This window comes from Anaerococcus ihuae, assembly GCF_928368155.1.
Taxonomy (GTDB): Bacteria; Bacillota; Clostridia; order Tissierellales; family Peptoniphilaceae; genus Anaerococcus; species Anaerococcus ihuae.
Genome location: NZ_CAKMRU010000002.1, coordinates 203,135 through 229,271, shown reverse-complemented (window position 1 = coordinate 229,271; position 26,137 = coordinate 203,135). Strand labels below are relative to the sequence as shown.

9 protein-coding genes are annotated in these 26,137 nt (G+C 32.0%); 1 reads left to right on the top strand and 8 read right to left on the bottom strand.

What is annotated here, in order from left to right; translation table 11 throughout:
- Positions 1-7 precede the first annotated feature (7 nt).
- Positions 8-1,969 (bottom strand): sodium-translocating pyrophosphatase, encoded by a 1,962-nt coding sequence (locus L6653_RS06290; protein WP_236786011.1) that lies wholly within the window; start codon positions 1,967-1,969, stop codon positions 8-10.
- An 841-nt stretch (positions 1,970-2,810) separates the two neighbouring features.
- Positions 2,811-3,470 carry a DUF6198 family protein gene (locus L6653_RS06285; protein ID WP_236786010.1) on the bottom strand — a complete coding sequence of 220 codons (660 nt, stop codon included), beginning with the start codon at positions 3,468-3,470 and terminating at the stop codon, positions 2,811-2,813.
- A gap of 408 nt (positions 3,471-3,878) precedes the next feature.
- Here L6653_RS06285 and L6653_RS06280 point away from each other — a divergent pair, with 408 nt between their 5' ends.
- Complete coding sequence (locus L6653_RS06280) at positions 3,879-4,595, top strand: TraX family protein (protein ID WP_236786009.1); 717 nt, start codon at positions 3,879-3,881, stop codon at positions 4,593-4,595.
- An 84-nt stretch (positions 4,596-4,679) separates the two neighbouring features.
- Here the strand turns inward: L6653_RS06280 and L6653_RS06275 are convergent, their stop codons facing one another.
- From L6653_RS06275 to L6653_RS06250, 6 genes are all read right to left on the bottom strand, one after another.
- Positions 4,680-5,807, bottom strand: a complete 1,128-nt coding sequence (locus L6653_RS06275; protein WP_236786008.1) for a HigA family addiction module antitoxin — start codon at positions 5,805-5,807, stop codon at positions 4,680-4,682.
- Complete coding sequence (locus L6653_RS06270; protein ID WP_236786007.1) at positions 5,800-6,141, bottom strand: hypothetical protein; 342 nt, start codon at positions 6,139-6,141, stop codon at positions 5,800-5,802. The genes L6653_RS06275 and L6653_RS06270 overlap by 8 nt, the downstream gene beginning before the upstream one ends.
- A 126-nt stretch (positions 6,142-6,267) precedes the next feature.
- On the bottom strand, positions 6,268-6,855 hold the full coding sequence (locus L6653_RS06265; protein WP_236786006.1) for a hypothetical protein: 588 nt from the start codon (positions 6,853-6,855) through the stop codon (positions 6,268-6,270).
- Between the two features lie 189 nt (positions 6,856-7,044).
- Positions 7,045-8,292: an MSCRAMM family protein gene (locus tag L6653_RS06260; protein WP_236786005.1), complete on the bottom strand. Its 1,248-nt coding sequence runs from the start codon at positions 8,290-8,292 to the stop codon at positions 7,045-7,047.
- 23 nt (positions 8,293-8,315) lie between these two features.
- A complete protein-coding gene (locus tag L6653_RS06255) occupies positions 8,316-10,424 on the bottom strand; it encodes an isopeptide-forming domain-containing fimbrial protein (RefSeq protein ID WP_236786004.1) in 2,109 nt (702 codons plus the stop codon).
- A 192-nt stretch (positions 10,425-10,616) separates the two neighbouring features.
- Positions 10,617-25,691: a SpaA isopeptide-forming pilin-related protein gene (locus L6653_RS06250; protein WP_236786003.1), complete on the bottom strand. Its 15,075-nt coding sequence runs from the start codon at positions 25,689-25,691 to the stop codon at positions 10,617-10,619.
- Between the last annotated feature and the right edge of the window lie 446 nt (positions 25,692-26,137).

The window sequence follows — 26,137 nt, the reverse complement described above, 5'->3', positions numbered from 1 at the left end:
TTTTATATTAGATAAATAATCCTGCACATACAACAGATACTACTGTTATAAGTTTTACAAGGATATTTAGTGATGGGCCGGATGTATCTTTGAATGGATCTCCTACTGTATCACCTACTACTGCAGCGTGGTGGGATGGTGAATTCTTTCCACCTTCTGCTCCAGATTCTATATATTTCTTAGCATTGTCCCAAGCTCCTCCAGCGTTTGACATAAATATTGCCATTAATACGCCTGTAACTAGGGCTCCTGCTAATAGTCCTCCTAGAGTTTCTGGTCCAAATGCTTTTCCTATAAATAATGGTACTACGATTGCTAATGCTCCTGGTATTACCATTTCTTTTAGGGAAGCTTTTGTTGAGATATCTACACATGATGCATAGTCTGGATCGTCTGTTCCTTCTAGGATTCCTGGTTTTTCTTTAAATTGTCTTCTTACTTCATTGATCATTTCTGTTGCAGCTTTTCCTACTGAATTCATTGTCAATGCTGAGAATAAAAATGGTAACATTCCTCCTACGAACATTCCTGCTACTACTTTTGAATCAAGTAATGAAAGGTTGTCAAGGTTTAATGTGTCAGTATAAGTTACGAACAATGAAAGTGCTGTTAGAGCTGCAGATCCAATTGCAAATCCTTTACCGATTGCTGCTGTTGTGTTTCCTACTGAATCAAGGCTGTCTGTGATTTCACGAACTGATTCGTCTAGTCCACTCATTTCTGCGATTCCACCGGCATTGTCTGAAATTGGTCCGTAAGCGTCAACTGTTACTGTTGTTGCTGTGATTGATAGCATTCCTACTGCTGCAAGGGCAATTCCGTACATTTGCATTGTGTGGAATGAAACCAAAATTCCAATAGCTATAAGAATGATTGGTCCAACTGTTGAAAGCATTCCGCTTGATAATCCTGCGATTATGTTTGTAGCTGCTCCTGTTTGACTTTCTTCAGCTATTCTTTTTACTTGGCTATATTTTTCAGATGTAAATACTTCTGATAAAAATCCTATTGCAATTCCTACAAGTATTCCCACAACTATACAGATTGCTGCTTTCAAATTTCCAAAGAATATTGGTGAAAGGATAAATGATGCTACAAGAACAATTGCTCCTGATAAATAAATTGTCATCATTAGTGCTGATTGTGGTGATTTTTGTTTTTTTCTTAAGAACAAGAAAGCTGCAAGGATTGATGCGATGATTCCTATTGATGAAAGTACAAGTGGAAATCTAATTCCTGCATCTCCAAAGATTGAAAAACCTAGAACCATTGATGAAAGGATTGCTCCTGCATATGATTCGAAAAGGTCAGCTCCCATTCCTGCAACGTCACCTACGTTATCTCCAACGTTATCAGCGATAACTGCTGGGTTTCTTGGGTCATCTTCTGGAATTCCTTTTTCAACTTTTCCTACAAGGTCAGCTCCAACGTCTGCTGCTTTTGTGTAGATTCCTCCACCAACTCTTGCAAAAAGTGCTACTGAACTTGCTCCAAATGAATATCCCATAAGGATTGCTGGATCTCTAAAGATTAAGTAAACAATTCCAACTCCCAAAAGTCCAAATCCTGTTACTGCAAATCCCATTACAGATCCACCAGCAAAGGCAACTTTAAGAGCAGATGGAAGTCCACTTTCCATAGCTTCGTTTGTACATCTAGCATTTGAGGCTGTAGAAATTCTCATACCTACATAACCTGCTGCCATTGATAATAAGGAACCAAGGATATAACAAATCATGGTATTTACGTTAATAAAAATTGCTATAAGAATTGAAACAATAATTACAAAGATAATAACGTATTTATACTCACGAGATATAAATGCCATTGCTCCTTCTTTAATATTTCCTGATATAGTTCTCATTTTATCGTTTCCTTCGCTAACTGGAAGTATATTTGTTTTAATTTGCAAAGCCATAAAACAAATTGCGATAATTGCTACTATTACAGGTAGTAAATCAGATAACATATATTCCTCCTATTTTTAATTTTTACTCTTACTATTATATAACATAATATAGATATAAACAATTGTTTTTGATAGAATCTTAGGAAAAATGAAGAAAATTATAGGAATAATTGGGAAAATTACAAATTTTATGGAAAAAAGTATATTTAGTTATTTATTTTCAAAAAAATATATATAATTAAGGTATAAAAATATAGAAAGTATTAAGAAATTATTTGATGGAAGGATTATTAAAAATTGTAATTTATATAAATCATTCCCAGTTTTAAATCAGACTTATAGATTTTTATAAGAAATAATTGACATTTTAGAGTCTAGGAACTATAATATTATTACGAATTGAAAACACATGTTTTGCGAGTAGTGCATTTATGCGCTACTCGATTTTTTTTATAAATTATTTAAAATTGGAAAATATATTTAATTATAAAAAGCAAAATTTCATTTATCAAAATAAATATAAAAATAAGAACTTCAGTAATAAAAAAACTCAAATACTCACCCATCTCGACCTGATAAATATGCCTTGATTTGGCATATTTATCCCTAAAACTAGTACAGCTTTATAAACGTTGATTTCGGTTATAAATCCTAAAAACTAGTGCGAGAGAACAGAAGCATTTACGTAGTAAATAAGTTTTTATAATCATGGAAAATTTGCAAAGCAAATAGGTTTTAGTGTGGAGAGATCTCATGGATTAAATTTAACTAAAGAAAATGTAAATATTTATAGAAATATTCCGAGATAATCTAAGAATAAATAAATTAAAAAATTCAAAAATATGACAAACAAAAAAGGATATTTCAAAATACTTGATACTTTGAAATATCCTTTTTAAATTTAAGATTTTGCGTGATTTAAATTTCCTTGGCATACTTGCCATGCTGGTATTTCCATTTTTAATTCAAATTGTCCTATCAAAAATGATGAGATAATTGTGGTTAAAAATGAATATATTAAGTGGCCAAATGGGATATAAATTAATGATAAGCCTAGGACAATATAATCTGTAAACAAGTAGGCTCTTGATATTGGCCATGATGTTTTTTTGGAAATTGTCATTGCCAAGGCATCATCGCCTCCTGCACATCCACCGGCTGTAACTGCTATTCCACAGCCGCATCCTATAAATATTCCACCAAATATGGCTGCTAGTATTGGCATATCGTAAAGACTTGGGATTACTGGTCCAATAAAATTAAAAATCCAATAAAATACTGCAAACATTATTGTTGCTACAATTGATTTTTTTAAAAATATTCTTCCAAGCATTGAAAATCCTAAAATATAGCATAGCCCATCCAAAATTGGTGTTGTGTAGGCAAGATTCATATTTAGGGCCTTTTTCAAAAACAAGCCCAATCCCAAAACTCCACCCTCGGTTATTTGTGCTTGTTCATGGACGTTTATTACTCCAAATGCCATAATTGCACAACCAAGGGAAATAATCAAAAATTCTTTTTTCGTAACTTCTAAACTTCTCAGAAATTTTCTGAGCATAAATTTTCACTCCTAATCTGGCGATTAGCAAAACAAAAAAGACTGCTGTCTTAGTAATAACTAATCGCGCAATCTTCGGCTGGTGTTGATGCTTTTTTGTTTAGATTATTTTTTCTTGTAAAAACTCTGAGCTTATAGAAGAATTTAAGGCCAAATAAATCCCACATCAGGCACTTATTAGGCGGGTTCAACTTCCACGAATCAGATAAAAACTACCGATAAAAATCGGCAACCACCGTTTTACAACAGTTCTTCGAATATTATGATACCTTGTTTTTGTGATTTGTAAAGTTTTTTAATAAAGTAAATGTTTTTTTAAGTTTCAATTAAGTCAATCTAAATTAAAGACAAAAACAAATATCAAAAATCAAAATATAGTATAATAAATAAAAAACAAAAGAGGAAAACATGGAAAAATTTAAACAAATACAAGAAAAATATCAAATAAACGGAGCAGAATTAAAATATATTGCCTTTGTTTCAATGTTTATTGACCATTTTAACAAGGCAATCATTACACCAAAACTAAATTATCAACAACCACTAGTTACAATATCATCAATTTTCGATATACTAGGCAGGATTGCCTTTCCGATTTTTGCCTTTATGATTGTAGAAGGATTTTATAAAACAAAATCAAGATTTAAATATCTAAGAAATCTTTTGGTTTTCGCCATAATTTCAGAAATCCCATACGATATGTTCCAATCAAAAGTTTTTATAAACAACAGGTCCCAAAATATAATGTGGGCACTTGCCCTTGGACTTTTGACCCTAATTATTGTTGATAAATTAAAAGAAAAAATCAAAAACAAATACGCATGGCTTGCTGTTTCCATACTAATAGTTGCAATAAATGCAGGAGTGGCAACACTTCTATCCTTCGACTACGATTATTATTCCATAATAATAATTTTTATCCTATATCTTTTTTACGATAAAAGACTTGTAGGAAGTTTATTGTCATACCTTGTGATAATAAAAGAAGTTTATGCAATTTTGGGCTTTGCTGTAATTAATTTTTATAATGGAGAAAAAGGAAAACAAAATAAATGGTTCAATTATTTGTTCTATCCGGTGCATTTGTTGATACTTGGGATTTGTAGGTTTATTTTTGGCTTGTAGATTAATAAATTTAAGAAATCTTTTATAATATCTTGTAAAAAAATAGCTATCTTAATTATTTTAATTAAGATAGCCATTATCAATTTAATTTATATAGTAAGCTATATCTTCTAAGATATCAATATTTTTCTTTGGTATTTTCATAAACTTATTATAATCATTGTATAATTCTTGTCTAATATAACCATCATTTTTAAGTCTACCAACAACTATATCAGATGTTATAAAGTTGTCTTTTGCAAAATTTTCTAAAGACTCTCGATCAAACTCGTGAGCTTCTACAAACTTCTTGTAAGAAATAGGATTTATAAGAAAATCTTGTGCAAATTTATCTGCCTTATTCTCATTGCAATCATATTCATTTTTATCTAGGTTGGAATTAAAATCCTTATTAACAATATGTCCTATTTCATGCATTAAAGTAAACCAGAAAATATCTGATCTTTTTTGTTTATCAGTTATAAGTATTAAAACACTTCCATTATTAAACTTATATACTGCTCCATTTAAATTTGAACCCTTAAAATATGGTAAAGTCACTAAGATAATTCCACATTCAAGCAAAATTTCTTCCAATTTTTCATATACCGTATCATTACTATTAATTAAACTCTTTAAATCATTTAATTTTGATTTTAATTTATTTATATCTAAACTTTTATCAGCTTTTTTTCTAGCCTCATTTATAGCTATTTCAAGCATCACATTAGATTTAATTATAGATTTTTCATTAATATCAGAAGAGAACTTATTATTTCTATAACTCACATTAGAATTAAAATCTTTTAAATAAGATAAACTAGAAATATTTAAAAATCTTCTAAGAAATTCTATTTTTTCATTAATTCTATAAGTTTTATCTTCAATAATTTGCAATTCTTTTTTGAAATAGTTAAAATCTATCTCTTTAGCTATTTCCTTCTCTTCATCTAATGCCATCTTGTTTTTAATTTCAATAACTTTTTTATTATAGGATGCTTGTAAATTCATCCATGTCTTAAAACTAATACCAGTAAACCTACTCAACTTTTCAGCTAAAACTTCTGTAATATTAGCCTTCCCATTTACAATTTTAGAAATAGTTTTAGATGACACTCCCATTCTCTTAGCAAATTCATCCTGAGTAATGTTTAATTCATCAATAATATCCTCAATATAAGAGCCAGGATGAAATGCTATCAACTCCTCATAACTTATTAAATTATTACTCATAATGTTTGTTCACCTCTTCAATACTTACAATTTTTATAATATCAATATTACTAATATCATATACTATATTAGAAGATATATCCTTAAAGAATACTTCAACCCTAATGCTCATCTTAGCACCACCCGGCGACAGAGAATATATACCTTTTTCTCCACTAAGCTTATGTAATCTGTACTTACTCATATTTCTTAAATCTTTTATACTATCAATATTTAAAATAAAGTTAATCATCTTGTGTAGGTTTATAGCCTCTTTATTACCAATCTTTTTTCTAGCATGTTTAAAATTAGTGCATAATTTTTCTACTTTTTTACTAGAATATTCTACATTCAAATCTCTCTCCTTTTAAATTACCTTAAAGGTAATTTATAATTATATTATACATGATAAGGCTTCTTAGTCAACTATATAATTTTAAATACTTGAATAACTTTAATATGGCAAATTAATCATATAAAATTATTTATTTTTTTGTAATTCTTTTAGTATTAAATCTTTTTCTTCTTTTTTATAATCATTAAAAATATCTTCCAAACTAGATATTGATCCTGTATTTGCAATGCGATCTATTTTTTTTGTTAGCCCACCGTTATCTTTACTACGTATATTGAAATCAATACTATTGATTTCCAATTTTAATAAATCTATTTCAGAATTGAATTTCTCTTCTAATTTACTAGCAAATTTATTTTTATTATTAAGATTAGTCCTTATGCTATTGTAAATTAAATCTAGATTTTCAATATCTTTTTTATAGTCTTCATTGCTATAATCCTTACTACTTAAATCTTTCTTTTTGTTGATAATATTTATTTTAGATCTTATATTTTCTAAATTTATAACACAAGTTTTTAAATTATCCAACATAGCTTCTGATTTCTGTGACTCAATCTCTGCAATTGCTATTTTTTTGCTTGTATCATTAGCCTCTTTAGCTATTTTATTAGCATCATTAGCATATTTTACACTAATTATACTTACAATAATAGAAATAATACTAAGAAACCTAAATACATCATCAGTTGTTATCTCTAAATTAAATCTCATATTGTTCACCTACATAAAAATTTTTTTAGCAAATTAAATTTATTAGTAGTTTTAAATCATTTAAAATGATATCCATTTAATAAATAATTTGATTACTATATGTTCTCTATATCTATAATAATTTTTTTTTAAAAAAAAGTGCCTAAAGAAATTAATCTTTACGCACTTTTGTTTTTTTCTTATTATATTTTATTCTTTAGCCCTTACAAATTTCACACCACATCCAATCATCACAAGTCCTATTAGTAGGATTAAATAGATTGTAGCATCGCCAGTTTTCGCCATTGCGTCTACTCTTTTGCTTAATCTGTTGTTTCCTCCGTTTGGGCCTGGGGTTGTTGGTTTGTAGTTTTTTACTTTTATTTTTTTGGTGTGGGAATTTTCTGAAATAGTGAAATTTATTGATTCTAATTCTGGGACGTAGCCTTGTGGGGCTTTGGTTTCTATTAATCTGTAGTCACCGTATGGGAGATTTTTTGTTTTAAATTCTCCGTTTTTTTCACTTGTCAATGTGTAGACTTTGCCGTTTTCTTCCATGTCTTTGTAGCCGTCTTTGGTTTTTTCTTGTACTTTGAAGACTGCTTTTTCTAGAGGATTGTTGTTGGTTCCGTCTATTTTTTGGAAAGAGAAGTGATTTTCTGGATTATCTTTTTCATTTAGCATTTCGATGCTACCAGTTTGAGCTAGTTCACTTTCTTTTCCAACTTGTGACTCGTATCCTTTTAAAGGTTTAGTTTCTTTGAACTTTACCTTTTCTTCTAGACCATAGATTTTAATTTGTCCCTTTTCGTCAGTGAAAATTTCTTTGATTTCCCCGTCTTTTTTGTAGGTTAATTTTTCTTTTCCTTGATCATCTTTTATTTTTTCAAAAGTAAGAGTTTCGCCTTTTTCATTTACCACTTCAAAGCCTACGTCTTTTAAAACTTCATTAGAATTTTTGTCCCTTTTGGTTAGGGTCAATTCATCTGGGGCTTTTTTTGGATAAATTATGAGGGGATTTTCTGTATTTTCATCAATTAATGCAAGGAAAGGAATGTATAGTTTTGATTGATCATTTGATCTGTATCTTAACAAATACGCCCCTTTTTCTAGGCCTTCAATTGTTGCAAAATACATACCATTATTTTCTTCTGACTTATTAGAAGATTTCATCTCTCCCAAATCTTTTGAAATTTCCTCGTTTGTCTTTTCTTTATAAAGATTAACAAAATCAAGTTGACTTTGAGGATCTTTCAAATCTTCTGTCTTTTCATCTGGGATTTTCCAATAATCTACATAATCAACTACAATTTCTTTTTTAGAATCTTCATCATTGTAATTTGTATTAATTATTAGGCTATTATTTCCGCTTTTAGCGAAAGCTAAAAGAGGAGTAACTAGCTGTAGAAAAATCGCAAGGACTACTACAGATATTAAATTTTTATTGAACTTTTTCATAGTAACTCCTCTGTTAGTTAATATTATGCTTGTTCTTTGTTAGCTTTCATTTTGTAAGCTGCAAGTCCCATAATCATAAGACCAGCTATTACAAAGATGATAGAACCAATTCCACCTGTTTGTGGGATTGTTACTTTCTTATTGACAATTTTCTTACCATATCCATTGTCTGTATTATCTTTATTGTATTGAAGTTCTGTTTCACCTGCTTTACTAGCATAAGATCCATCTTCAACGTTAAATGTTACTTCTGAAGTAAGTTTTGCATATCCTTCTGGAGCAGTTTTTTCTTCTAATTTGTAACCTTTTGCATAAGCTAAACCTTTAATTTCAAGTCTACCTTCTTCATCAGATTTTATTGTTATTGCATCATCTTTATTTCCCCAAGTATATTCACTTGCGTTCTCAATAACTGCTTTGTTATAAGCTTCTTGTGCTTCATCAAATGCTTTTTTAGCTGCTTTACCTTCTTCGCTTTTTTGTTGTTCAGCATCCATATCATTGTAAGCTTTTTGTTTTTCATCTAATGTTTCTTTAGCTTTAGTTACAGCCTTTGTGTTTTTAGGTGCAATTACTAAATATTTACCTTCACTGTTTTTAACGTAGAATTCAGCACCTTCAAGTCTTTCTTCTTCATCGTTAACTTTTACAAATTTTCTTCCACCAAGTCTAACTTTTGGTTCAGATGGATCTATTCTATCTGGATTTTCTTTATCTTTGTGGTTTTTGATTTCTAATTGTCCTGTTTCAGAGTTATATTCTTGATAATCTGCTTCATATCCTTTAACAGATTCTACAACTCTATAAGTCTCATTTTCATCAAGATTAGTAAATGTTAATGTAAATTCTTCTTTAGATGTGCTTGTTTGAGTTTCTACATCTTCCCATTCATCTCCAACTTTCTTTTGTAGTGTAAAGTAAGCTGTTACACCTTCATCTGCATCAGTAATTTCTTGGTCTCCTGTAATGTCCCAAGTTTTCTTAACTGTGATTTCTTTTTTACCAGGTGTAAATTCTTTTGGTTCACTATCATTTCCTGGTTTGTTAGAATAATTTAATGAGATATCATTGATTTGGTCTGTATCAACTTCAGCATCTTTGTTAACTTTTGCTGTATAAGTTAATTTGATTTGTACTTCAGCAGTTTTTGCTGCAGTTTCAATTTTTCCTAAACCAGCATTTGTTAGAGCAAGTGTAAATCCTCTATCAGTTTCTGTAATAGTATAGTCAGTACCTTTAGTTAAAGCAGTGCCATTATATGCGATTTTCAAATCTTTTTGATATGTCAATCCTTCTGACATGTTATCGTTCCAAGTTAACTTTTTGTATTCTGCGCCTACAGGAATTATATTCTCAACTCTATAAGGAACTATATCTCCTACTTTTTTTGTAGCAGTAGGTTTTTCCCTTTTGTTGTTTGCTTCTGGTGTAACATCAACTGTAAGATCATCGTTAGTACCAATCAAGTCTTTTTTTGTTATAGCATTGTTTTCAGCTTGTGAATCAAAGTTTTTATCTATCCTTGGTTTATTTTCTGTATTTTTTGGATAAATATTGATTGTGTCTGCAACACCTGTTTCTGTTTGTGCATGATTTGGTAAAGTTACTGTTGTTGGAACTGCCATGCTTTCACTTAACAATTCTCCTTTTGCACCCTTATAATTTGATTTATGTTTAACTTCATAAATTTTGTAACTTATAGGATTATCAACTGTACCATTAGCTAATGTTAATCCAACACCATTTTTAGTAGTTGTACCTTTTTGAGTTTCAGGTAATGCATTGATAATAGCATCTTTTTCTTCTACTGTTTTAGTATTGAAATCGTCATATCCATCTTCACCTTCTTTGATAGCTACAAAATAAACTTTATCAATTTCTTCTGCAGAATTACCAAAGAATTCTTTTAGACTTTCGATTCCTTCAGTAGGTTTATACTCTTTTGGAGTATCACCATTAGCCTCTTTGAAAGCATCTAAGTCTGTTTTGTTCATTAAGATTTTGTGAACATTAACAGTAATGTTTTCTGGATTTGTTTCATCTCCAGCCGCACTAGCATTTACAAAAGGTGCTGCAACTATTCCGAACACCATTGCGAATGCTGTTAAAAATGACAAAATTTTGTGTTTCATAATTTTCTCCTTTTTATTTTTTTGTCAATTTGCCTTGATATGTTTTGGCTTTCGCCTTATCAATTATGTATAATCTGTATTTCAAGATTTATACTAGAAACGTTCCTACATTTATATAATAACCCTAGCTTGCAAGAAATTTAATTTTTCTTGCAAGTCATATTGAGTTAATTACCTAAATTTACAGACCTTCTATACTACTAGTTTATCTTTTCTTTTCCAATAGGTCAATACTGCGATAAACATTAAAACAAGTCCTAAGATTGTAAATCCAATCCAAACTCCCGGTCCACCTGTAGAAGGATATTGGGCCTTTTTGTTTGTGATTAAAATTCTATTATCTTCTGAATTTACTTTTCCGTATTCTTTTTCATTTTCAAATTTCAAACCATTTTTAGGAATGTTATTTTGTTTATCTACTATATATTTTATTTTACCATTTTCTACAACAAATTTGAAGACTATATTTTGAACAAGTGCGTATCCATCCGGAGCTTTTGTTTCAACAATTTGATATTTGCCATCAGGAATATCACTAAATCCAAAATGACCGTTCTCGTCAGAGGTTTCTGTCCATTTTGCAGTTAATAAGGTATCTTTTGTACCATCTTTTTTAACTGGTGCATATCCTTCATCGAATTTCTTTTGTAGTTCGAAGACTGCATCTTTAAGCTTGGTTGCATTATTATCTGCGTCTACCTTTTCGAAGTAGATTGATGGTTGTTTGATGTTGCCTATATCGGTTGTGATTAGGTTGATGTCACGGGCTAGATATTTGTCTTTATAGGTATCCATATTTACTTTGGTTGTTCCAATTGTGTAGTTTCCTTTTGATAGATATTTATCTATTTCTGTTTTGATGTCTTTATCACCAAATGTGACTTTACCATCTGCTCCGACTGTGCCTACATCATAGGTTGCCTTGGCACCAATTCTCGCATCGTCTTTGTATGGCATATCTACTATAAATTGGTATTCTCTTTCAGCGTCGAGGTCAGTTTGTTGTCCACCCTCGCTTGATCCTACAGGATTGTTTTTCTTTTCCTCTCTGTATGGAGGAGTAATTCTTAGGGTCAAGTTTGGAGAATCTCCGTTGTTGATTTCGACTGTGTAAGATGTGTTATCTGGTTTTTCTATAGTAGAACCTTTTGCTTGTACCAATCTTACTTTTGTATTAGCTTGGCTTAATTTTAGGTCAGCATTTGTTGAATCTAAAACTAATCTTGCTTTTTCAAGTTCGCTTGGTTTAGCTTTGATGGTTATTTTTTGTCTGAAGGTTTTTGTTTCTGTATTTATTCCTAGGATTTCTGATCTGAAATTGTCTTTATCTTCACCTGTGTAGGTTATATCAGAAACTTTCTTCATTTGATCATTTGAATCATCAAATGAGTTTAGCCATTTGACTTTACCATCTCTTGTGACTAAAAGTTTCCAAACTGTGTCAGATTTGGTGTAGCCTTGTGGGGCTTTCATTTCTTGTAAGTCGTACTTGCCTGCTGGTAATTTATCGAATGTAACAATTCCCTTGTCATCTGTTGCCAATGTTCTAACTGGGAAGTTATCGGTTGGTTTTTCTGGATTCTTTTGTCCGCTTGTTGGAGTAAGAGTGAATTCTGCTCCAGCTAAAGCCTTACCTTTTTCGTCAGTCTTTCTTACTTTGATTTCTGCTTTTCTGTAGTTTTCTAGTATATAGTTTTCTGGTATGATGTTGACTATATTACCATTTTCATCTACTTCAAAGCTTGCAAGTGGCTTGGTTGGCAAGTCGTATTTGTCATTATCTGGTGTTTTTGTTTCTATGACTTGGTACTTACCAGTTGCTAGTTCTTCCCAAGAAAATATTCCATTGTCGTCTGATGTTCTTTTTGAATCAGCTACATCTGTTCCATCTTTTACAAGTTTAAATTCTGCTCCCTTTAGAGGATTTCCTATTCCCAAATCTTTTATGGTATTAGGATTTTCTGCTTCCTTATCGACTACATTTGATAGGACACCTCCATCTACTTTTGCAAATTCGATTTTGTTTTTGAAGTTTACAAGTTTGATTTCCTTATTAACATTTCCTTCTCCACCTGGGTTGAAGAATTGTGACCAAGTTTCGAAATGAGAGTTATAAGAATCTTTGTAGGTAATACCATTTACTGTCCTGTAATTGTAATGAGTTTCTTCTGACCAAGTTTTTAGAGATTTTGCACTGTCTTTCAACTGACCCTTAATTTCTATAACATAGGTTGAAGTACTTGAGTCAGATTGTCTATTTAGATATCTTGTTGGTATATCTATTTGTCTGGTGATCATTTCACTACTATTATTTTTGGTAACATATCTGTAATACTTATAAGTACCAGAATTGTTATCATATTTGTAATAGTCATATCCATAATTTGGATTAACTTCTTCTACCTCTGTCCAAGTTTTGGTTGGATACCAGTTGTATTTATCACCATTATCGCTTATTAAACTTAAGTCAGAACGTACCTTGAGATCACCATTTGAATCTTTTTCATATATATCATATGAATCTGGTAGGTCTCCTTCTTGCCATCCTTGATTATTTTCACTTGGGTGGCTTCCTAAGCCAGTTTTGATATATGTGTTTACTGTTAGGTTTTCATTTACTAGGATATCTTCATCTGTTGTAAATGTTAGTGTCTTGCCTAGCATTTTTCTGTTCCAAGGGTTTAGATATAAAATCGCTGTGAAAGTCTTGCCATCTGGATCAAGTCTTAGCATGTAGGATGATACATCTGAATTTGGATTTTGGTAACCATCATATCTTACGATTTTGTCTCCATCCTTGTGTGTGTTTTCTCCTCTATAGTTAATATTTATAGAGTCTGAATAATGATAAGCTCTGTTATTTGTATCAATATTATTTCCTATATCTGCTGTGACCGTGATGTCTTGTGTATGGTCAATTTTTCTTCTGTTTGCGAAAAGTTGAAGATACATTGACATGGTTTCCGGTTTGTAGTTTTCTACATAGTCGGTAAAGGTGTAGGTTATTGATCTTCTGTCATCATTTACCTTGGCCTTTGCAAGAACTCCTGCTGGACCTATGATGTCATATTGAGCGTCTATCTTTTTGCCAAAATCATCGTTGTCTTTATTGATACCATCAAGGTCGACATTGTCGGAGAATTTGATTGTGAAATAATCTCCCGGTTTTATAGTTGTTTTTTCATCAATCTTGAATTTGAATTTGGCAAACATTCCTTCTGCCTTGTTTGGATAAACAACGGATTTTCTCTTTGAGTCTTCTGTTGATACAAGCTCATCTTGTTTTTCTTCAAAGGTTATTGCTTTTGAAACATCATCTTTTTGTTTTTCTGGAACTTTCCAATCTCCACCGCCTAGGGCTATTAGTTTTTTCTTGGTGTCAAGTATATAACCGTCTTTGGTTTCTGTTTCCTTGAGCCAGTAGTAGCCGTAAGGTAGACCTTTGAATACTATTTTACCTTCAGAGTTTGTTTTGTATTCATCTCCAACTCGGGTTTCATCAGCATCTGTTTTGTGAAGGGTATATTTTACATCTGCCATAGGATTGTCTTTTTCGTCAACCTTGGTTATAGTAAATTCGCCCTTGCCTGGTTTTTCGTTGATGATTTTTCCTAGTTTTCCAATGTTTTCGTCTGTGACTAGGGTTTCGGAAATCTTTCCGGTTTTTTCATCCTTGTCTGCGATTAATACCTCACCGTTTACAACCCTAAAGGTTTTGACTGGGCCGTTTACTTTCATGTATGGTTTGTTATCAGCCTTGTCAATTGGTGCCTTTGGTTCCATTATTCTGTAGTAGCCGTCGGTTAAGTCGGTGATTTTGAATTTACCGTTCACATCAGATTTATAGATTCCTCTGTATGTTTCCGGTGTTACTAGTTCAGAATTTTTCGCAGTTACTGGTTTGCCAGTTTCATTGCTTATATAGTACCAATATTGTTGGCCTAATTTATTTATAGCTGGCAAGATCATTTCCATATTTTTAGTTAAACTGTAATATTTTTGATCTTCTGGATTTTGTTTTTCTAGGTAGAATTCTACACCTTCTAATTTGGTTTCTGTATTTCCATCTTTTCCATATTTTGTAAACTCGATTTCAGTTTTCTTGTTTACGATTTGGAATTGGAATCCAGAGTTTATAGCTTTCCCATCTCCTAGAAATTGACCAGAGTCTGTGATATTTTTACCATTAGAATTTGTAAGTGGTGTCCAGGTCTTTACGACTTTCTTTACGCCATCCTCTTCGACTTCCTTTTCGCCTTCCTTTAGGACTGCCTTTAGGATTGCAACAAATTTGTTAGTTTCACTATCTTCATTGAATTGAAGTCTATACTTATACTTAGTCTTTGCAAAACCGTCTGGAGACTGAACTTCTTCTAGGAGATAGTTCACGCCAGTTTGAATTCCATCTACGTCAATCTTGTAGGATTTAGCATCGGAGAGTTTGATTGTTCTCTCATAGACTTTTGTATCTTTATTATTTTCATCAGCAGGGTCGGCGTAAATTTTTATTTTTAGCTCGCCCTTGGTGATATCTGTAAATACGTCCTTACCTTTTTCATTTTTCATAAAGCCTTTTGATAGGTAGAAGAATTGTGGTTTGGCTTCGTTATTTACATAGAAGGTTTTATTTCCTTCCGTATCTTTATCTACATCAACTTCTGTTTTATTCTTACGGGTTAAGAGGTTTGTGAATTGTTGAGGTTTTTCTATTACGACATTCTTATATTCGTTTTTGCCCTCAACCTTTTTCCTCTTCATCTCGTAGAAGTTTTGTTTTAGTTTGTAATTTTCATTTGCATCTTCGTAAATTTGAATTACAATCTGTCTTTCCATCTTTTTGTAGCCATCTGGAGCGACAGTTTCTACAAGGGTGTAGATACCTTTTGATAGGTCTTCGATTTTAAAGTTACCTTCTGAGCTTTCTACCTGGTAAGGAGCGAAGCTTGATTGCCCTGATTCTGCAACTTTTGGATTTGTAGGATCGTCTGAAACTTTGAACAACCAGAATTGAGTTCTTTGATTAATCAACGTACCTTTGTCGTAATTTGTAATCTTCTTCCATTTAAGGTCGGTTGTAGTCTTGGTATTTGTTATCTCGTAGGAGAATTCATTATCTGTAGACTCTTTAACGTTTGAATTTGTAGTGTAGTCTTCTTTATAATATTTTTTAGACTCTTCTGTTCCAAATTTTTGGTAGTATTCTTTTTCTAAATCTTTATTATGTTCTACTACCAAACCATCTGGTGTCTTTTTAACTTCGAATATCCAGCTAAATTGTTTATTTTCACTTTGGTAGCCTTCTGGGATTTTTGTTTCTCTTAGTTCGTAGATACCTTCTCCCAATTCCTCAAATGTTACACCACCGTCAGATTGGGAACGCATGTTTGAATAATACTTACCAGTAGCGGCTGATACTGAATCTGGTATGACTTTTCTATTTGTTAGGTCATCCTTGTCTTGTTGAGTAGCAGCTTGACCATTAACCTTAATTAAGTCTCCCTTATCATCAAATTCATAAACATTACTGCCTTTTGTGAATTTCTTCCTTACACCTGAATTATAGAATTCGGTTACTTGGTCACCGTGAGAATATTTCTTCAAGGCTCCGTATTTGAAGTTTTCTTCTCCGTTTTCATTATTTTCGTAGTATTCGTAGGCTTTGGCGTCGTCTTTCATTGAATATCTCAATTTTTTAAGACTAAAACCTGCATCTTTTAGTGGAAGTTGTTTTCCATCTTCTTTTTGATCTGATAATTTTTGGAATTTAAATTTAATCCTACTGAAGTTTTTAACCTTCAAGTTTTCTGGATTGCCTTCATCATCTATCTTAGGTCTTACACCAGAATCGTCATATGGTGTAAAGCTTATAGAATTGTAAGGGTGTCCCTTTGGTGTTTCAAATTCTATCTTTAGCTTGCCCGGCTCTTTTTCATCATCCTTTACCCTAAAGTACCATGGGTCTGGCTTTTCAAATTCCTCTATTACCTTGGTTTCTTGGAGTTTGTAACGACCCACACCAAGATTTTTGAAGTTAAATTCATTGCTTAAGAAGTTACTTTGAACATCCCATTGTTTGGCTCCAGGAACTGGATTTCCTTTATCATCAACTTGAGTAAGTTTGAAACTTGCTGTATTTACAGGAATTTCCTCATTGTTTGCACCTTTTTTAGCTCTGATTTTTTGGAATTTGAGGTTGATGTATTTCTTTTGGTTAGAAATACTTGCTAAATTTCCATTCTCATCCTTGGTGAAGAAATTATTGGTATTTCCCATTTCTACATATTTTCCATTTGAATCTCTCTTGTAGGCTTTTATAACTTGTTTCCAAGCACCCTTATCAGATTCGGTAAAGGTAATGGTCAAGAAGGAATCTGTCGGTTTGTAGCCTTCGGCTGGTTTTGTTTCTTCAAGGATATAGGTTCCTTCTTCGATATTGGTAAATTCTACACCTAGGTTTTCAGTTGAGTTGGCTAGGGCATAATTCTTTTGCTTATTATAAGGTTGAACCATTAATTCATCCAACTGTTCATCAGTATATGGATTGCCCTTATCATCTGTGGTTTTTACCTCAGCGTAGATTGGTTTGTTATTGTTATCTACTTTTGGTTTTTCGACTTTTTTGCCAGCTTCTGTGACAGTTTCAGTCTGAACTTTTCTTAAAGTAAACTCAGCATCTTTTAGATTGTTGTTTGTTTCAAAATCTTTTTTGAAAAAGCTTAGACTTGTTTTGCTCTTATAGTTTGTTACTTGAGCATCGTTAATTCCTTGGTATGGAGCGTCTGGCCTTGCTGGGTTTGAACGTCCATCATCTGGGATAACTTTTATATACTTATTAAATTTAGTATTAGATGAGCCAAGTCCTTCGATTGTAGTACCAATTAATTTTGCTTTTTCTGCATCATTTACATTTTCTTTATTAAAGTCATCGGTTTCTACAAATTTGTGGGTAAAGTTGAAATTGATACCCATGTAGTCAGCACCTCTTGGGTCTCTGCCTTCATAGACAAATACTTGGAAGTACCACTTCATTGGATCGCCATTTTCATCTTTTGGAATCCTATAAGTTCCATCTGGAGCTTTTATTTCAGTAAGTTCATAGATACCAGGGGTTAGTTCTCTGAAGTAGTTATCTCCTGGTTCTCCTGTAGCCTCTGATACTCCATCAAATTTTTCGTCATGGTAAATAGGATAATCTTTTGATTCTCCCGTTTTTACTATTTTTTTATTTATTTCTTTATATAGGGATTTGTCACCGTTTAAGATTTTACGAGCCTTGAATTGAGAACCTGTAAGAGCACCCTTGTTTTCGTTAACCTTGGTAATTCTTAGAGGAATTCTAAATCCTGTTTCATCCTTGTTGAAGATTTCCATTAGGTTACCATTTTTTATAGTAATAATTTTTTGGTCGTTTTGACCTTCTATTTTTTCTAGATTTGAGAAATCAACATCAATACTGCTTGTGGTTTCAGTTCCCCATTTGCTATCATTTCCGTCTTCTCTTGTGTATTCAAGCTTGTAAGTTTTACTTGAGTCAAGATTTTCAAAAATTAAATCACCTTGGTAAGGAGCATCCTTAACACTTACTTGTTTCCATTGGTTTAATGGGTCTGTAGCCGTTTCATCTTTTTCAAGGAGCATTATTGTACCAGCTTTACCATTTGGAGCAGGATCGCTGTTATCTTCGCCATTTTCTTGGTTAGAATAGGTGAAGACTGTTTTAAGGTCTATATCTCCTTTTGAAATCTGCTCAAATTTTGCATCTACTGTTACATCAGAAGCTGGCATTTTAAAGCTTCTGTATACTGGATTTCCATTGGCAGCCCTTGTTGATAGAACACTTGCCATTTCTTTGGAAGATTCTTTAAAAGGTATTGAATCTCCATTTGTTTTTTTAACATCTACGCTTTTAAATTTATAACCCTCATTTGGTTTGAGTGTTAAATTTACAATTGTTCCTTGAGGAACATTTTTATTTGGATTCGCACTTACACTTCCGTTTGTTGTAGGATTAACTATAACATTGTATCCTTTTGGTTGAGGTGTTGTGCTTTCTTTTTGTGTTACTAAACTCTTAGGATCAAGATTTACTGAAATACCTTTATCAACTGGAATATAATCCATAAATTCATGGATATAATAATCCATATCACTACTTGCAGTTGCTTTTAAAGAAATCTTATAATTTATTTCTAAATTATCTCCAACTCCTAAGCTGAAATTTTCTTTATTTATAGAATTTCCTGTAGGATTTGTTTGATTTTCTTCAATATTTCCATTTTTCTTTATAGTATAGGAATCTATTTTTATACTGTCTTTTGTAACTATATTTACACTTGCATTTTTTAGTAAGGATTCGTCTTTTCCTTCAGATTCAAAATTAGATTTATTGTTTAAGATGCCATCTAAAATTCCTTTTTGTACATAAGGACCAAATCCTCTGGCTTTTTTAAATCCTTGATTTTTAAGAACGTAGGAATTGGTTAGGTTGAAACTATTTATATCAGAGTTATTCCTTAAATAAGTTTGATATGCATTTCCTGTTGAATTACTTGCCAATGACGTATTCTCTTGATCTACATGGGTATAAACTCTCTTATATCCTTTTTCATAGAATGCCCACATAGATTCAAATTGATAAAATTTAGGGCTAGTGGTGAAATTTCTTTTTGCATTATTAGCATTAAAGCTTGCAAAGTTTATTATATATTTATTATCATAATTATCACTTGTTAAATTTGCTAAATTCGCATCAACTATAGGTTTTAAATTAAATGCACCGTCTTGGGTATCATTATTTCTTTTATCAATACCTACTTTTGACAAATAATCTTTAACGCTTACATTTGTTTCATCAAGATTATATTGACTATTTCCAGCATCTGATAAAGTTCCCATAGTATATTGATATGCATTGGCATCGTCTAGGTCTTTGATGTTAGTCTTTGATAGTAAGACCTTATTCATATTTTTAGTTCCAGAATACTCGATAATTGAAATATAAACTTCCGCTCCTGGTGTATCTGCTTTTGCTCTAAGGTCTGTGATAAATTTATTTATATTGTTATCTAAATTATTTTTTCCAGAAAAATCTCTTGACCTATCAAGCAAAAGAACCCAATGCGATTTGTTTTTTCCAATTTTTTCAGTTTTTGGTGTAATTTTAACTGTAATATCACGAGATCCATCGTTTGTATCAACCACTCCAGCACTTACTGTAATATTGGCATTTGATGAATCGACATCATATTTAATCTCGCCAAGCTTTGGATCAATTGCTTGTGGAGACATCACCCTATCTAGTGGTAGTCTTTCTGAAATATCAAGATCTGCCATTTCATATCTTGGGTTTTGCATTGAATAAAGGACTTGCCTTGAGCTTGTGCCTGGTTTTTCCCTATATTTTTTAACATTACCATATGGGTCAACTGTTATATACCAAGGGTTTGGATCTTTTTCGTATCCTGCTGGTCCTCTGTATTCTTCTAGGACATAGTTGCCTGGTTTTAGTTGGTCAAAAGTTACAATACCTTGGTTTTTTGGAAGATCTTTTGGATCTTTTCCTTTTTGTCCTCCCTTGCCATCATCTTCTGTGATTGGTTCTCCAGGGGTTACCTTTTGGATATATTCTTTTGGATATTTTTTATCCGAATCCTTGTATAAGATATTGAAGTCTTCATCTGCAGTATAGAGTCTAAAGTATGCACGTCTTAGACCAACATTTCCTTTATATGGTGGTATAGCTTTACCAATTTTTTTGATTGAAAATTCTCCAAGTTTAGCTTGCTTTTCAAAGTTGATTACACCACCAAATACTGAGTGCTCATTGGTCATGGCGTTAGGGTTAGGGTCTCTAACTATTACCTTCATGTGTCCTTCGTTGGCAATGGCTTCTGCTTCAACTTTTAATAAGATTCTGCTTGCCTTTTTGTATTCAACTCCATCTACTTTTGGTGGAGCAACTTCTTCTAGGACATAGTAGCCACCAAATTCCAAATCGTGGAGTTCAAAAGAGTATTTATATTTATCCTCTGGGAATACTTTTGGATTGTCATTTTTTTTCGCCGCATTTTGAACTATTGGGTGCTTGTTGACCTTGATTGGGTTTCCTTCTTTATCTTTTAAAATTGCACCGTAGTAGTCTGCCTTGTAGAGGTTGAATGAAATGGCATTGTTACCATTATATTCTTTACCATCATTTGTTAAGATTTTATCTGGTAGTGGAAGATTTGGTGTTCCATCCAGCTTTACTGATGGTGTTTTACCATCTGATAGGTACTTATCAAATGGAATTGAAATCTTTCTCGATTCGTTTCCTATTTGGAAGGCTTCTACCTTATTATCTCTTCCATTGATAATCTTCTCTAAAGGGACTTCCTTAGTTGGATCAATTTTATTGATGTCTTTTTCTTTATCTATTTCATAAAGTTTGTAAATAAGGTCGCCTTTTTTCTTTCCTGTCTTTTCATCATCTGCTTCTAGCTCGCTTACAATTAGCTTCCAACCATAAAGTTTTGTCTTGGCGTAGCCCTTTGGAGCTTGGAGTTCTTGGAGCAAATATTCTCCGACTTTTAGGTTATCAAATGTTATATAACCGCCGCCTCTGGCGTTTTGACCATCAACTTTATCATCACCTGATGTTGGTTTAGTCCTGTCAGTGTAGTCGTCTTTGATGTAGAAGTCTCCATCTAACAATTTTATAGACATTAGCCTAAATCTTGCATCAGCTAGACCTAGGTGTTCGTTTTTTGTATCAGTAACGTGTTCGCTTCTTACTTTCCTAAATTTGATCTCTGTTTTTTTGGTTTTATTTCTGACAATTGTTTTGCCATTTTCTGTTTCTGGTTTCTTATCTCCAACAAAGTTTACTTCAACTTTTTTCTTATTCTTAGAATCTATTTTTTCTTCTGCATGAAGTAGGTAGAGAGGAGCTTTTTCGTATCCAACTGGTACTTTTGTTTCTTCAAGTACATAGAAACCTACTGGGATTTGTTCAAATTTGTAATCTCCGTAGTGACCAGTTGATGTTTGGTCGTAGGTCTTGTCGTAGTCATCATCTGTTAGATTATTTATATTATTTTTAGCTTTTTCAACGCTTTCGGTTTTTAATTTTCTTAGTCTAAATTCTGCATCAAAAAGTTTTACAAACTTGTTTTTCTTGGTAAATTCTAATTTTCCAAGATTATCTTCGAGGTTTGTTACGCTTACTTTGATATTGCCATCATCGATGGTTACTAAATCTGTGCGGTCAGATGACTTTGGAAGATTTTCGCCAAGTTTTACTTTTGTTTTAAATCCATCATTGACGTGGATTTTTGGCAATTTTTTGAACTTATATGATCCATCGTCTCCATTTATTTCTTCTCTTTGTACTGTGATGTCAAAATCTTTGATTTTTTCGTAGCCAGCTGGGGTTTTTGTTTCTTGAACTCTGTAGGTACCTGGTCTTAGATAAAGTTTGTGGCTATCTGTGCCATCGGTTGATTTCCATTTTTTACTTTGACCTGTGTTGATATTTGTGAAAGTAAATTCTGCACCTGGAAGTTTTTCAAGCTTATCTCCAACTTTTTTGTATTTATCAATTTCGATTGGAGCCATTACACGTCCTGCGATTAGCTCTTGGTATTTTCCTTCATCGGTGTGAGAGTAAAATACTAATTTTACTGAATCAGCCTTATTTTCGTCCCAATCATTTCCAGTTTTATAAGAATCTATTACTTTCTTGTAAAGTTCGTTCGCCATTTCAAGTTGGGTTCTTTGAACTGGTGGATAGTCTTTTATCCTAGTTTCATTATCTTTTAGCCATCTTGCTCCACTAGGATGTTTTCTTTTTGTTCCATCAAAAGCCCCTTCGAACTTAACGCTACCATCTGTGGTTGATATTCTTGAACCTGTTAGGGTATAATCAACCTTCCATTCATCTACGTTGTAGTCTGATGGAACATCAAAGTAATCTTTAGTCAAAGGCTTATTGTCTGTGAAATGGTGGATGACTCTTTGGTACATAGATGATTCGATAAGTCTATGCATTTCTTTTCCATTATTTTGGTTAGCGTATTCTTTTTTGACTTCTTCACCATAGAAATAGATTTTTTTCATTAATTCTTCCATGGCTTGGCTTTCAGTCAAACCACCATGGTTTAGGTTTACTCCGTCATAAGGATTGTTTCCATTTAAATAGGTTTTTAATTTATAGCCAGTATGATCTTTTGCTATAGATTCGTTTAGTCTGGAAATTAAGTAGGTACCTGATGGGTCTTCGTGAATATCTAGGAAGACTCCCTTGTTTCCTTCATAGACTGGAGCTGCTACATTATCATTGAAACATGAAACCATATCAAAGTTTCTATTAATACGCATGATTGGATATGGATTTTCTGTGTAGGCAAGATATCCATTTGCTAAGGCTTGGTCGGATATCTTTTCTGTGAAAAGATCAACTCTTCCACCCTCAGTTTGGTAAGCCTCGTCAACGTTATATTTCTTTTTATCTTTTAGGTCTGCTCTTAGGTAGTAAGTGTCGTTTCTGCCTGCCTTTTGAGTTTTATATTCATAGGAAATTATTGTTCCTGGATAATACTGACCATTTGAAAGAATAACGTCTGTTGGTTGGTAAGTTTTTCTGTAGCCGCCGTCTTTTAATGGTACATAATAAACTTTGGTTGTATTAACATTTTTTTGTTCTAGGTTTATTCTATTTTTGTAGAAAGTAGGATTGTCAAGACTTGTATCTTGAGTTTCGCCACGTCTTATAAGGTCTAGGGCGTACCAATCTACATTTTTATCGTCAATTCTTTTTGCAACAATAGTTCTGGTGTTGTCATAGTAAAATCTTTCGTTATTGAACCTGTCGTTTAATCCGTTGAAGGTTGCGGGTATATTTGTTTCTACCAAATTGAATGGAACTTCTGCAAATCTTTTTGCATCTTCTATTCCCTTGATCCATTTGATTGGAGTAGGTAGCCTATCAAATTTATCCTTATATTCTTGTAGTAACTTATCAATATAATTTTTATCTGGGTTAATCCTAAAACCAATTGAGTAAGATTCGTGAAGCTGGTTAGGATCAATATCTCCTCTGACTTTGATATATAGTTTTTCCCCAAGATCTTTTTTAGCAATAGATGAATTACCACTACGCAATTCGCCTATGTCAGATGTTGGATTGGATGGTTTTGTTGCAAGGTCAGTTTCTTTATTTGCAAACCTATAAGAAATATTTTTAAGTCCTTGTTTAGAAGATCCAAAAACTGTTAGATTTAATTTTTCAAAATCTAATTTGTTGTTTTCATCGACCAAGGTAGATGTATCAACTTCTATATCCCATTCTACATAGGCACCTTCTAGGGTGTTTTCCCTTGTTGGGTCTTGTATAATATTACCGTTTGAATTTCTTAGTTTTTGAGATGTTGTTTTCCAATTTAATTGATAAGGGTAAGTTCCTGATTGGGTTTCACCTTGGTCTTCTACTGTAAAGCTTGACTCAACTAGTGATGGGTCATTTATATTTACAGTTTTTGTCGGCATAGATTGAACAGGGTTGTTCTTTGGTGCAACTTTTATATTTATGTCTACTGATTGTTTTTCACCAATATTTACTGTATCAAATTTTAGGTTTTGATCTATATCTAATGATATATCTTTAGTTACAGGTTTTATAAAGGTGTATCTAATATAATGATCTTTTCCATCTTCGATATATTGAGCTGTTGCTACCAAGCCTAAACCTGTAAAGTAAAGGTCATTTAGGGGTTGGTTTTCGCTATAATATAAATATGGACCAACTTTTACATCAAAATACCAGCCTGTTGGTATAGGATTTATGTCAGTTGCCTTAACGTTCATTTTGGCTCGTAAATGGAAAATTTTATCTTTAAATGAATTAGATTCAGTTCCTTGAAGGGCTCTAAGCATATTTGGTCTAAAATTTTCTTCCCTATCTTTTTCTACAAGATCCTTTATTGCCTTGTCGTTGTCTGACATTAATTTTTCTTGGTCTAATCTTGATAGTTTATATTTTTCCCCAAGTTCTGTAAGAAGTTTTTGTATATCTCCTATTGAATTATTTTCATCTTTTAAAGCTTCTTTTAATTCTTTGTCTGCTTTTTCAAGATTTGTTAGGTTTAAATTTTCTTCTGGCTTTTTATCTTGTTTTTTCTCTATTATAGATTTTTGATCAGAAGATTTTTCGTCTTTATTTTCTTTCTTGTCTGTTTCTAGTACAGATTTTTCTTCTTCTGGATTTTCTTTATTTTCGGCTTTAGATTTTTCTTGAGCTTCTTTCTCTTCTTCAGCCTTTTTTTCTGCCTTTTCTTTTTCCTCTTGAGCCTTTTTTTCTTCTTCAGCTTTTTCTTCTTGAAGTTTTTTCTCTTCCTCAGCCTTTTTTTCTTCTTCAGCTTTTTTGGCTGCTTCTGCTTTTTCCTTTTCCTCTTGAGCCTTCTTTTCTTCTTCGGCCCTTTGTTTCTCTTCGGCTTCTTTTTTTGCCTTTTCTTCGGCCTGTGTTTTTTCTTCTTCATATGATTCAAGGCTATTTAAGTCATTTCTCAATAAGCTTGTATCATACACACTCACCTTGTCACCATTAACAAGCGCAAATATATCTCCCTCGTTTTTTACTTTCCATTTTCCTTCTTCGTCTTTTTCGAAAAGGTTGTAGTTTGGATCAGGTGATATATTTGTAATAAATTCTAAATTAAATACTAATTTGTCTTGGTCTAGGATTTTTTGATTTCCTTTTTCATTAAAATCAAAATCATCCAAAATTTTAAAGTTTATGTAGGAATAATTTTTTCCGTATTTTTCGTCTTCTTTTTCATTTTCCAAATTTTCTAAATCTTCTTTATTGATGATTCTGTATCCTTGATCTTCTTTGATTATTTCAAGATCTAGGTCAAGGCCTTGATCATTTAGCATATCTTTTATGCGCCAATATTCCTTACTTGCATCTTCATTTGTAGGGAAGATTCCATCATCATAAAGTTTTAGGTCATTTCTTTTTACAAGTTTAAAATTAGAACTTGTATCAGGAAGACCAAGTGCTATTGAAAATTTGTTATCATCCTTTTTTATTTTCTTTTTATCAAAAATTTTTTGGGAATCAGTAATCGAAAAATAAGATTCATCATCTGGATTAAGATTTTCAATATTTTTTATTGAATTTGGATTTTCTTCTTCTGCCTTCGACCTAGTTGCAAAGGCTGGTAACATAACCTGCAAAACCATAAAAAGTGCCATAAAAAATGACATCAATTTTCTAAGTGTTTTTTTCATAATAACTCCTTCATTATTGTTTTAGTTAATTTTGGTTTTTTTAAAATTAACTAAATAACACTGACCTTTGGTGTGCACTTGTACATTCTTTAGAAAATATATGGGTGTATGGAAAAGTATAATATTTTTTCCTAATATTTTTTCCATATACTCAGCTAAAGTGCGTGGCTAAAAATTATCGTTTTCTTTAAAAATTAGTATCTATTTAGAATTTTTTTATTCTAAGTTTATTTAATTATATAACCTAAAAATTTTTTCGTCAACAAAATTTTTACATATTTTTAAGTTTTTAAGATATATTTAAAATTTCTTATAATCTCAATATATTGCAAATTTTTAATTTTTTTTGAATTTTTATTAGGATAATTTAAATTGAATTTTATATTTTCTTAGTATAGTAAGAGATCTATCCACACTAAAATCTATTTGCTTTGAAAATTCTTCCA